This is a genomic window from Rhodoferax sp. (assembly GCF_028689305.1).
GTDB lineage: Bacteria > Pseudomonadota > Gammaproteobacteria > Burkholderiales > Burkholderiaceae_C > Rhodoferax.
Map to the genome: position 1 here is coordinate 1 of NZ_JAQTWM010000085.1, position 11149 is coordinate 11149.

Genomic DNA, 11149 nt, shown 5'->3' on the forward strand with positions numbered 1-11149 from the left:
CTGGCCGCCGACGCCGATTTGCCCGCCACCGGCATTCCACTGGAACTGGAGCGTGTGTTGTCATCCGCCTTCATCGCCACACCAGACTACGGCACCCGCGCCTGCAGTGTGGTCCGCCTGGAGGCGGACCGCGTGCAGTTTCTGGAACAAAGTTTTGATGCCAGCGGTCAGATCGGCACCCGGCACCTCCGCGCCGCGCTGCAGCATCCCCACACCGCCTGGCGCCGTTGACATCGATCAATCCTCTTGACCTTGTTTGATGAGAAAATTGGCCGTTATCCCAGACAAACATTGGCTCTAAAGCTACATAAACTATAGCAAATGTCAAGTGCCACGCCCAACCACCACAACGCCCCATGGCCACCAACCTTACCCTGTTGATCCTGGCGCTGCTTGGCGCGCTGTGTTTTCGGCCCTGGCGTCTGATGGCAGCGGGCACGCGCCTGACGCCGATCTTGGCCACCCTGACGTTTGTGCCCTGGATGTGGGCCATGCCCAGTCTGCACAAGATGCCCCTGCAGCTGCAGGGGTCGGGGGCCTGCCTGGTGCTGCTGATGCTGGGCTGGCCGCTGGCCGTGCCGGTGTTGTGTCTGGTCGGCCTGATGGCGGCCTTGATCTCGCCCATGTCCTGGGAAACCGCGCTGGACCTGACCGTTTGGCTCGGCCTGGTGCCAGCCACCCTGGCCCTGCTGCTGGGTGCCGCGGTACGCCGCTGGATTGGTTTGCACCTGTTTGTTTATGTGCTGGGGCGGGCGTTTCTAGGCACGGCCTTGTGCATGTTTGCCGCCGGGCTGCTGGCCCAATACACCGGGCACAGCATGCCGGGTATTGACAATGACCTGAGCCTGGTAGCGCACTGGCTGGTGGCCTGGGGTGACGCCTTTCTGACCGGCCTGTTCACCGCGATCATGGTGGCCTACAAACCGGACTGGCTGGCCACCTGGTCGGATCAGCTCTACCTCAGACGTTGATTCCTGCAGGCCAGGCCAACACGGCCGCACCCGGGATGTTTACAAGCGCTTCACTTGCCGACATCAAGCGTTCAAACAGGACCGGCACACTGCAGTCTTCTTCACAGCACAAGACTTCTGCACCATGAACCTGAACGCACATCGCCACTGGATCACCCCGTTTGTCATCGGCAGCTTTCTGTTGATGGCAGCCACCGGCGTATTGATGTTTTTCCACCTGGACACCGGATTGAACAAGACGGCCCATGAGTGGCTGGGCTGGCTCATGCTGGGCGCCGTGGGCCTGCATCTGGCGAACAACCTGTTTTCCTTCAAGCGCTACCTGAACCAGACCACGGGCCGGCTGGTCATTGGCCTGTTTGCGCTGGTGCTGGGCCTGAGCTTCCTCAGCGTGAATGGCAGTGGCGGCAAGCCGCCGTTTGTCGCCCCGCTCAATGCCTTGGCTCAAGCTCCTTTGAGTGTGGTGGCCCAGGTGGCGGCCATTCCTACGGCGCAGTTGCGTGAAAAACTCGCCGCCCAAGGCATCCCAAGCCAGAACGACAACCAGAGTATTGCCGCCCTGGTGGGCAACGATACCCACAAACAGGTCGACCTCCTGGCCCAGTTGTTCCGGGCCCAGGACACAAACCCGGCAAAATAGCGGCATTTTTTTGCTTTCTCCTCTACCGGCGCCCCATGACCACTGCGACTGAACTCTCCCCCGGCCTTGTCACCAAAAATATCGCTGGCCCCATGTCCCTGCGCGACTTCAAGCTGATCGCCTTCGACATGGACTCAACTCTCATCAACATCGAGTGTGTGGACGAAATCGCCGATGCCGTTGGCCGCAAGGCCGAAGTGGCAGCCATCACCGAGGCCGCCATGCAGGGCCAGATCAGTGATTACAAGGAAAGCCTGCGCCAGCGTGTGGCGCTGCTCCAGGGCGTGACGCTGGACCAGATGGATCAGATTTATCAACAGCGCCTGCAGCTCAACCCCGGTGCCGCCGAGCTGGTGGCCGCCTGCAAGCAAGCCGGACTCAAGGTGTTGCTGGTCTCGGGCGGCTTCACCCACTTCACCGACCGCATCCGCGACCGCCTGGGCATTGACTTCACCCGCGCCAATGTGCTGGAAGTGGCCAACGGGGCTCTCACCGGCCGCATGGTCGATCAACCCTGGGGCGATATTTGTGACGGGGCCGAAAAACGCACCATGCTGCTGCAAACCTGCCAGGCCCTGGGCATCAGCCCGAAACAGGCGATTGCCATGGGAGACGGCGCCAATGACCTGCCGATGATGGGCGAAGCCGGTCTGTCCGTCGCCTACCACGCCAAACCGGCGGTGCGCGCTTATGCCAATGTGTGTATCAACAGCGGCGGGCTGGACCGCCTGCTCAGTGTTTTTGAGCGTTGAGGCCCGTGGTTGGGGTGGCGGCAGGTTTCAGGCGCAGCCAGCCTTCCAGGCTATAAATCACCAGCGCCATCCAGATCAGCCCAAAACCCAGCAGCCGTGAGGTCTGCAGGGCTTCACCAAACAGCCAGACCCCCAGCGCAAACTGCAGACTGGGCGAAATGTATTGCAGGATGCCCAGGGTGGTCAGGGGTATGCGTCGGGCACCGGCGGCAAACAGCAGCAGCGGAATCGCGGTCAGCGGCCCGGCCAGCAGCAGCCAGCCGATGGCCCGCACATCCCCCTGCACCAGGACACCCTTCCCTTGCCAGCCCCAGAAAACCAGTGCCGCCACGGCCAGTGGTGCCAGCATCAGGGTCTCCAGCGTCAAACCTTCCAGCGCCCCCAGCACTGCCACCTTGCGCAGCAGGCCATAGAAGCCGAAGGTCAGTGCCAGCAGCAGGGCAATCCAGGGCAGCCGCCCGGTCTGCCAGGTCAACCATGCCACGCCAGCCGCCGCCACGGCCACCGCCAGCCACTGGCCAGGACGGGGACGCTCATGCAGAAACACATACCCCATCGCCACATTCACCAGCGGCAGGATGAAATAACCCAGACTGGCATCCAGCACATGCTGGTTTTGCACCGCCCAGACGTAGACCAGCCAGTTGCTCGACAGCAGCAACGCCGACAGCGCAAACGCCGCCAGCACCCTGGGCTGGTGCAGCAACTCCCGCAGCCAGCGCCAACGCCGCAGCACCAGCAACACCCCCAGCAAAAACAGCAGCGACCACACCGTGCGGTGCATCACCACCTCCAGTGAACCCACCATGCTCAACTGTCTGAAATACAGCGGAAACAAGCCCCAGGCCACGTAAGCCAGGGCGGCGTAAAGAATTCCAGGATTCATGACGATTTATTTGGAAGGCAGCGCCTGCATGCGCACAATGGGTTCACCGCTGGCGTCACTGGCACCCGCCGCACGACGCGTGAGCCCCCGTACCGCAGCCGTTGATGGATTCAAGACAATTGATCGCGTCGCATGGCGCCCATTCTGCCCGGTCATGACATGCACATAACCGTCGCCCGAGGACACCCTGACTTTCACAGCAAGCTGCGACGGGACACCTGCCGACAGGCGCCAGCTTGCCGGCCCACCTTCAGGCATCAGGCGAGCGCCATCGCTGGTGGTCAGCCGGACCGTCGCGTCCTCGGCGCTGGCACCTTCCAGACGCAGCACCAGATCAAACGTAGCCTGGTCAGCCGTTGCCAGCAAACGGTAATACACGGCGATACCCGTGCGCAGCTTGCCCGAGATGGGCTCCGGACCACCGAGCCACGCACCGGAGCGCTGGACATCCGCTTGAGGCGCCACGGCCGGTATGGGCTGCGCGGCTGCCGCCCGCGTTTGGCTGGCCGGACTCTCCTGCCCGCAGCAGCATGCTGTCAGCAGACTGCCGACACCGATGCCTGCGGCCACGAGGGCCAGGGCCCGCGCGCGGCTGGACAGCTTCAGGCCGCCAGACGCCACAGGTTCAGGCGATTGCCGCAACGGTTGCCCTTGTAGATGCTGTTGGGGTCAGCGATCACCATCTTGATCGAATAAACGCGCCCCTCGACCACGCTGATCACCCCGCCACCGGACTCCCCGTCACGCACACTGACGGCGCTGCCTGTCTCGTCACGCGCCTCCAGATACCAGGTCTGTGCATTGAAGGCGGCGCCACGGTCATCCAGAAATTGCAAACCCAGGTTGCCTGTGTAGCTGGCCCGGAAGGTAAAGCGTCGGCTCAGCCCCAGGCCGTTGCCGCGATTGGCACCCGGGAGATTGCGGTTGACACAAAAAGACGGCACATCCGCACTGAGCATTGCAGGCAGCGTCACGGGCGTACCGGGCGTCAAGGCCACATTCAGATACAGCTGCTCCAGATCATTGGCCCCCTTGCTGGCGGTTGCATCAATCGCCGGGTCAGGTGGCGAACCTGCGGCCAGGGCTCCCAAAGGATCGGAAGACCGTATGTTCTCGGTGGCCAGCAGGTCAGAGATGGCCAGGGCCGGATACAGCCGGGTGAACTGGTTCAAGAAGGCAAAGATCGTGGCCGAATGGTGCCCGGCCTTGAGCGCCGAAACCGCCCGCCAGAACGGCGTGAAGCCATGGCGCACCCCCATGTTGTACAGCACGTAACCCACCGATTCTTCCGCATAGAAGCCTTTGCGCGCGCCAGCAGGTGATGGTTTGGTGAGATCGGTCACGCTGCCGTTTTGCTGCTGCGGCCCCGACGAATCGGTGTAGATCGGGCTCCCGGTCAGCAGCCCGCCCACGGCCGTGCCGTACCCTTCGCCAAAAGCCAGACTGGCGTCCTTGAAATCACCATTGGCGTGGGTGTCGCCCGGGTTATCGGAATACGACAGCGCCGACTGCAGGTAGTGGCCAAATTCGTGGCCAATGACCCCCTGGTCAAACTCGTCGGTGTCGACATCGGCCTTGCCCAGGATGAACAGGCCGGGCCAGTTGCCCGAATTGGCAAAGTGCGAAGTGCCGATCTGGCCCTTCTCCTTGTCGTCGCCGCCCGGCACATTGGCGCTGCTCCAGTAGATATTGAGCTCAGGCAGGCTGACATTCGGGTCCACCGCCTGCAATTTGGTCACCGCGCTGTAAACCACTTCCAGAATTGAAAACGGTGCCGACTGGCGCCCGGCGCCCGAGGCTGGCGCCTGGTTGCCGTTGCCATCAAAACCCAGCGCGGCCTGGACATCCAGTGTGTTGCTCCCCGCCACCGTGGTCAGCGGGGTCGAATCCAGCACATACATGGCCTTGGGATTGCCCTGGCTGGTGTTGTCCCGCACCGTGATGTTCCATTGCGCACCCGTGCTGACGCCAGGAGCCCGACTCTGCCACAACTGGGCCTTGACACGCACCACCACATGCTTGCCGGCGTCAGCCCCGTTGAACTGGTAGCGGCCATTGCCATCGGTCGAACCGGTCATCACGACCGCGTCATTGGCATCGCGGTCCAGCAACTCGACCACCACGCCCCGCACCGGGAAGGTCTTGAGCGCGTCATAACGCAGGGCACCGGACGATGTGTTGATGGACGGTGCCACCGCCGTCACCTGACCCGACACGCTGGACGGGCCGGTGCCCGCCTTGGGCAGCAGCGCCCAGGCCAGGCTGGCAGAACGCTTCTGCTGGATGCTGGCCTCATCCTGAACCGTGATGAGCGTGCGTGAAACCACATCACTCTGGTCCTTGATCAGCAACTCAGCCGTTCCGGCGACGCGTGGTGGACAGTCCGCCGTGAGCAGATCGTCCTGTGCCCCGACCTCCACATCTTCCAGCGGCTGCAGATCATGCAACTCGCAAGCGGCACCACCCAGCGTGACCGCCAGGCCAAAATGCAGATTGCGACCAACGATCGCCATGCTCGATGGGCTGCCTGAGGCCACAGTGCTGCTCGCCACCCCCGACTGGGTGGACGAGTTGTCCGTGTCCACATACCAGACCGTGGCGACCACATCCGCATGCTGCATGTTTTCAAACACATCACGCAGCACGGTTTCCCCGGTACTGGTGATCTGGGGTTGCAAACGGGTGTTTGTCGTGAGGTGCTCCAGCGCCGTCGAAACGGCATCCCTCAGGTCGACATTCTTGAAGCGCCCGCTGCTGCTCAGTGCGCCGGCCAGTTTGTCCACCACGGCCGCCGCCTGCGAACCAGCCGAACCGTCCTGCTGAAGCTGCGACAGCGCTGCCAGCACCGCACCATAACGTCCACCGGCATGGTCCGCCAGCACGGTGTTGCCCAGGTTGACCGGCACTTGCCGGCCGATGTCGATGCCATCCAACCCAAACGCGGTTGCCACGGCCGAAGACAGGGTCTGATAGTCTGTGGCAGGGCCGCGATCACCCAGCAGCCGCACGGCCAGTTCCGTCAGCGGGGTTGCCACCGCTGTCGCCTCACCGGCACCCAATTCAAGGTAGGAGCGCAAGCGAATGCCAGCGCTGGCGGCACCTGTTGCCTCGTCCAGGTAAGTGCCGCCTTCACACGACAGTTGGACCGTGCCCGAAGCTGCCGGCAAATCCAACCAGGCCACACCGGCCTTGGTGACTGCCGGGCCGGCCAGTGTTTTGCCCCCCAGGTCAAGCAGCGAACAAGTCCCGCCTTCCACGGGCGCCAGCACGTAATGCGCCCTGAGTTGACTGGCCGAACCACCGCCACCTGAACATCCGGCCAGCAAGGCCAAGCCACTTGCCACCGTGGCCACAACACGTGCACCATGCTTCAAAAAAGCCGAACAAGCCGTCATGGGTCCTCCCTGTGAATGCGCTTGATTGAAATTGGTTCACGAGTGTACGCGGCCTCACCATGGCCAAGCCATGCCTAGTCGACCCTGGCGCCCAGAAATCTGAACGGCGTTGCCGGCTGAAACTGCATTGCCGTGTTGCCGGTATAAACCGTCTTGCCCGTCAGCCTGAGTGTTTTGCTGGCCTGCCCCGGAGAAAAATCGATGTCGGCCAGATCCACCCAGAACACGTTGGGACTGCGCGCCGATTCAAAAAAATAACGCCGGTGCTTCTGGTCAGACACCGTGCGCCAAATGGTGGACGAGATGTTGGGCTGCCCTGGTGTCGTCATCCCCAGCGGTACCGAAACATTGCGAACCACCGAAAAAACCCCGGCGATGGCTTCCACCTGGTCGGCCGTTTTGGGAATGGCATTGATGTAGAACGAAGCCCGCGCAAACCGGTCTGCCGCACGGTTGGTGCCAGGCAGCATGGTGGTGCCGCCGATCTGCGCCCAATAGGCATTGAGGGCCAGTTGTTGGTCATACACAGGAGAGTTGGTCATCACCTGAAACTGACGACCATGGTGGACCGTCAGCTTGCCTGCCACGTATTCAAAAATGCCGGAATCGCCAGTGGCGTCTGAAATCGCCAGGTGGACGGTTCCGGCGTGGTGACCGTCCGGCGACGTCACGGGCACGACATAAAACGGCTCCTGTTCCAGCGCCTGCACAGCTTCGGTCACCGTGGCAAAGTTGTCCAGCACGTACTGCGCCCACAGCGCCACCGACAGCGGCCGGCGCCGGTCACCAGGTGCGGGTTTGGGGTACTCTGACTCCGACAAGTACAGCAGATTGGCCACCAGGCCTTTTTCATTCATGCCGTCGGCTGTGGCCGCCTCGTACACCGTGGCCACCACACTGCCATAACGTGAGGTCCAGCGGATCGATGACGGGCCGGCAGCGCCCTCTCGCGCCATGCCACGCGGAAAAGCCCAGAGGTTTGACCCCAGATCGGACGGCCAGTCCATGCTGCGGGCCGTGATGACCGTGTCTTCGGCGCCGAGATACACCGCCCGTGTGCAGGCTTGCGCCACGGAAGGGGTCAAAACTGCAGCACTGACAGCGGTTGCAACGATGCTGGCCCAAAGACGGCTGGAATGCGCTGTTGTCATGAAATGTCCTCCTGGAGTGATGAGGCCGGTGCAAGAACCTCACCACCTCTGACAAAAACATAGCCAAGGTATCAGTATATTTTCACAATATACTGATTGAACCAATCAAGCCATTTTTTCACAAATTTACGACAAAAAAAACCGAGTCAAGGGATTCACAACAAATGTTCAGAAATATTCAAATGTTGCGTGCCGTCGCAGCATTCATGGTGCTTTTTTATCACAGTCTGCCGCAATATGAATTTCTAAATGGTGAATTCAATTTATTCAAACTGATTGCAGGATTTGGCTATTCGGGGGTTGACATTTTTTTCGTGATCAGCGGTTTTGTGGCTGCTCATACGACACTTTCAAAACCGCGAAATTTCAACAGTATACTGTCATTTATTCACCATCGTTTTGTCAGAATCTATTTTGGTTATTGGCCATTTTTTGTGATTGCTGCATTATCAGCAATCTATCTGACTCATTCTTCAAAAAATATTGACTGGTTTGGTTCTTTTTTATTGACCAGCACAGACATGAAAAGACTGCTAATTTACGTTACCTGGTCACTGACTTATGAATTGATATTCTATGGATTGACGGCAGTATCACTTTTATTTCCACCCAAACACGTCATTCGCCTGACTTTTCTTGGTCTGTTGATTTTAATCACATCATTGATGATCAAACTGAATACACCTCTATCGGCTACTTTTTTATTTCTCGCTTTTTTTTGTGAATTTCTGACTGGTATCATGATTTTTGTTCATCTAGAAAAACTGCTGAACAAATATTTCATTTTTCCCTGCCTCGCCATTATTCTCGGTAGCCTATATTTTGGCCATCATTTCCATGCAGCTGATGGCTCTATCCGAATTTTTACTTTTGGCCTCAGTGCAGCCACACTGGTTATTCTGGCTCTGACCCTGGAACAAACGCGTCTCTGGGTTGCCAACCGGTGGTGGGTCAACATGGGCAATGCGTCCTACACCCTTTATTTGGCCCATGTTTCCTTGTTTCTCTTCTTTTATTTTTCCGGTTTGCGAGGGTTATTGGCCGATCAACCCCTGCTGCTGAGGGAAGCTGGATTTTTCTTGTATCTCCTGTTTTGTATTCACGCCGCCCACACGTTTTATCGCCACGTGGAGCGGCCTCTATATGAGTGGGGATGCGGTTTGAAGCTGACCGGGTAGCCAACCCCCGGCCAGAAATCCCGTCAAACCGTTTCAGGCACGCTGGGCAGCCCGGCCAGCGCCTGGGCCAGCTCGCGTTCATCATAACTTTCGTCAGACAACTCACCGGCAAAGTATTTTTGATAGGCGGCCATGTCAAAGTGACCATGGCCGGACAGGCAGAACAGGATGTTTTCCGTCTTGCCTTCGCGTTTGCAGCGCAGCGCTTCCTCGATCGCGCCCTTGACCGCGTGGTTGGCTTCCGGCGCCGGCACGATGCCTTCGTTGCGGGCAAACAGCACACCGGCTTCAAAACACTCCACCTGGTTGTAGGCCACGGCCTCGATCAAACCCAGTTCCTTGCAGTGTGACACCAGGGCCGCCATGCCGTGGTAGCGCAGACCACCGGCATGGAAGCCCGGCGGCGTGAACTGGCTGCCCAACGTGTGCATCTTGGTCAGCGGCGTCATGCCGGCCGTGTCACCGAAGTCATAGGCGTATTTGCCGCGGGTCAGCGACGGACAGGCCGCCGGCTCCACCGCCACCACCCGCGACTTCTCGCCGCCACGCAGACCATGGCCGATGAAGGGGAAGGCAATCCCGGCAAAGTTGGAGCCCCCACCCGCGCAGCCAATCACCACATGCGGCCAGGCATCAGCCATGGTCATTTGTGTCATGGCTTCCTGGCCGATCACCGTCTGGTGCAGCAACACATGGTTGAGCACCGACCCGAGCGCGTATTTGGTGTCATCACGCTGCACGGCCAGTTCCACCGCCTCGGAGATGGCAATCCCCAGACTGCCCGGGTGATTGGGGTTTTGCGCCAGCACCGAGCGGCCAAACGCGGTTTCGTTCGACGGTGAGGCGACACAACGGGCGCCATAGGTTTCCATCACAGCGCGCCGGTAGGGCTTCTGGTCGTATGACACCCGCACCTGAAACACTTCCACCTCCAGCCCGAACAGGGAACCGGCAAACGACAGCGAGGTGCCCCATTGCCCAGCGCCGGTTTCCGTCACCAGACGCTTGACCCCGGCCTGCTTGTTGTAGAACGCCTGTGGCACGGCGGTATTGGGTTTGTGGCTGCCAGCCGGGCTGACCCCTTCATATTTGTAATAGATCCGGGCCGGGGTGCCCAGTGCTTTTTCCAGCCGGTGCGCACGGTACAGCGGCGCCGGCCGCCACAGGCGGAACACGTCACGCACCGGCTCGGGGATTTCAATCTCACGCTCCTGGCTGACTTCCTGCAGGATCAGTTCCATCGGGAACAGCGGCGCCAGATCGTCCGGCCCCACCGGCTGCAAGGTGCCCGGATGCAACACCGCCGGCAGAGGTTTGGGCAAATCCGCCTGCAGGTTGTACCAGTGCCTGGGCATCTGGCTTTCATCGAGTAAAAACTTGGTCTGTTGGCTCATGGTGGTTCCTTGGAAGTTTTTGAGAAGCGGTTGGCCGTGCGTTGGCACCACTTCAAGTATGCCGCCGAACCCATGAACTGCCCGGCAAGAGCGGGCCGGGGTTTACCCTGAAAACGCTGCGGCCCCGCGTCTGGCGGCCATCGGCTCGGGGCGGAAAGTCGCCATGCATATGCCGATATCAACATATCGACATCACCACAATGTCGTTTGAAATATATCGACTCCCTCGTACAGTCCACGCCCATGTACCAATACACCGACTTTGACCGCCAATTCATCCGCCAGCGCGCCGCCCAGTACCGTGACCAGCTGGAGCGCAACCTCCAAGGCGAGCTGTCGGACGACGACTTTCGCCCGCTGCGCCTGCAAAACGGCTGGTATGTGCAACGTTATGCGCCGATGCTGCGGGTGGCTGTGCCTTATGGCGAGCTAGCCAGCCGCCAGTTGCGGGCGCTGGCACGCATCGCCCGTGACTATGACCAACCCAGTGCCGCCGTTTACCAAGGTGCCACTCAGGCCCAGGCCATGCTGGGCACCACCCATCTGCCAGTCGGTTATGGCCATTTCACCACCCGGCAGAACGTGCAGTTCAACTGGATCCCGCTGGTCAAGAGCGCCGACGTGATGGACCTGCTAGCCAGCGTGGACATGCACGGCATCCAGACCAGCGGCAACTGCATCCGCAACATCACCAGCGACGCACTGGCCGGCATTGCGGCCGACGAGCTGATCGACCCGCGCCCCTATGCCGAAATCATGCGTCAGTGGAGCACGCTGCACCC

At 60.3% G+C, this 11149-nt stretch carries 10 protein-coding genes and 1 pseudogene; 6 read left to right on the top strand and 5 right to left on the bottom strand.

Features of this window, described 5'->3' with window-relative positions; all coding sequences use genetic code 11:
* The 4 genes and pseudogenes from PHW99_RS14900 to serB form a co-directional block, all read left to right on the top strand.
* Positions 1–231, top strand: a pseudogene (locus PHW99_RS14900) (hypothetical protein); the annotation flags it as partial.
* Positions 232–356: 125 nt separating this feature from the next.
* The gene (locus PHW99_RS14905; RefSeq protein ID WP_300179200.1) at positions 357–971 is read left to right on the top strand and encodes a hypothetical protein; all 615 of its coding nucleotides are present in this window, start codon (positions 357–359) and stop codon (positions 969–971) included.
* 124 nt (positions 972–1095) lie between these two features.
* Complete coding sequence (locus tag PHW99_RS14910; RefSeq protein WP_300179203.1) at positions 1096–1611, top strand: DUF4405 domain-containing protein; 516 nt, start codon at positions 1096–1098, stop codon at positions 1609–1611.
* A gap of 35 nt (positions 1612–1646) precedes the next feature.
* On the top strand, positions 1647–2363 hold the full coding sequence (gene serB / locus PHW99_RS14915) for a phosphoserine phosphatase SerB (RefSeq protein WP_300179206.1): 717 nt from the start codon (positions 1647–1649) through the stop codon (positions 2361–2363).
* On the opposite strand, the gene rarD is transcribed toward serB, so the two are convergent.
* The 4 genes from rarD to PHW99_RS14935 all read right to left on the bottom strand — a co-directional run bounded on the left by rarD (position 2344) and on the right by PHW99_RS14935 (position 7795).
* A complete protein-coding gene (gene rarD / locus PHW99_RS14920; protein ID WP_300179209.1) occupies positions 2344–3249 on the bottom strand; it encodes an EamA family transporter RarD in 906 nt (301 codons plus the stop codon). The two genes, serB and rarD, sit on opposite strands and share 20 nt — an antisense overlap.
* Positions 3250–3255: 6 nt before the next feature.
* On the bottom strand, positions 3256–3891 hold the full coding sequence (locus PHW99_RS14925) for a hypothetical protein (protein ID WP_300179212.1): 636 nt from the start codon (positions 3889–3891) through the stop codon (positions 3256–3258).
* Positions 3852–6644: a hypothetical protein gene (locus tag PHW99_RS14930; protein WP_300179215.1), complete on the bottom strand. Its 2793-nt coding sequence runs from the start codon at positions 6642–6644 to the stop codon at positions 3852–3854. Before PHW99_RS14930 ends, PHW99_RS14925 begins: the two co-directional genes overlap by 40 nt.
* A gap of 74 nt (positions 6645–6718) precedes the next feature.
* Entirely contained in the window at positions 6719–7795 is a 1077-nt protein-coding gene (locus tag PHW99_RS14935) for a linear amide C-N hydrolase (protein ID WP_300179218.1), read from the bottom strand.
* Positions 7796–7977: 182 nt separating this feature from the next.
* Between PHW99_RS14935 and PHW99_RS14940 the strand changes: the two genes are divergently transcribed.
* The gene (locus PHW99_RS14940; RefSeq protein ID WP_300179222.1) at positions 7978–8973 is read left to right on the top strand and encodes an acyltransferase; all 996 of its coding nucleotides are present in this window, start codon (positions 7978–7980) and stop codon (positions 8971–8973) included.
* 23 nt (positions 8974–8996) lie between these two features.
* Here PHW99_RS14940 and PHW99_RS14945 read toward each other — a convergent pair whose 3' ends face one another.
* Positions 8997–10367 carry a TrpB-like pyridoxal phosphate-dependent enzyme gene (locus PHW99_RS14945; RefSeq protein ID WP_300179224.1) on the bottom strand — a complete coding sequence of 457 codons (1371 nt, stop codon included), beginning with the start codon at positions 10365–10367 and terminating at the stop codon, positions 8997–8999.
* 243 nt (positions 10368–10610) lie between these two features.
* Between PHW99_RS14945 and PHW99_RS14950 the strand changes: the two genes are divergently transcribed.
* A partial coding sequence (locus PHW99_RS14950; protein WP_300179226.1) for a nitrite/sulfite reductase occupies positions 10611–11149 on the top strand: 539 nt, incomplete at its 3' end.

Excerpts from the sequence above, each read along its gene's own strand:
- PHW99_RS14905 (WP_300179200.1), top strand. The coding sequence starts at position 357 with ATGGCCACCAACCTTACCCTGTTGATCCTGGCGCTGCTTGGCGCGCTG.
- PHW99_RS14910 (WP_300179203.1), top strand. The coding sequence starts at position 1,096 with ATGAACCTGAACGCACATCGCCACTGGATCACCCCGTTTGTCATCGGC.
- serB (WP_300179206.1), top strand. The coding sequence starts at position 1,647 with ATGACCACTGCGACTGAACTCTCCCCCGGCCTTGTCACCAAAAATATC.
- rarD (WP_300179209.1), bottom strand. The coding sequence starts at position 3,249 with ATGAATCCTGGAATTCTTTACGCCGCCCTGGCTTACGTGGCCTGGGGC.
- PHW99_RS14930 (WP_300179215.1), bottom strand. The coding sequence starts at position 6,644 with ATGACGGCTTGTTCGGCTTTTTTGAAGCATGGTGCACGTGTTGTGGCC.
- PHW99_RS14935 (WP_300179218.1), bottom strand. The coding sequence starts at position 7,795 with ATGACAACAGCGCATTCCAGCCGTCTTTGGGCCAGCATCGTTGCAACC.
- PHW99_RS14940 (WP_300179222.1), top strand. The coding sequence starts at position 7,978 with ATGTTGCGTGCCGTCGCAGCATTCATGGTGCTTTTTTATCACAGTCTG.
- PHW99_RS14945 (WP_300179224.1), bottom strand. The coding sequence starts at position 10,367 with ATGAGCCAACAGACCAAGTTTTTACTCGATGAAAGCCAGATGCCCAGG.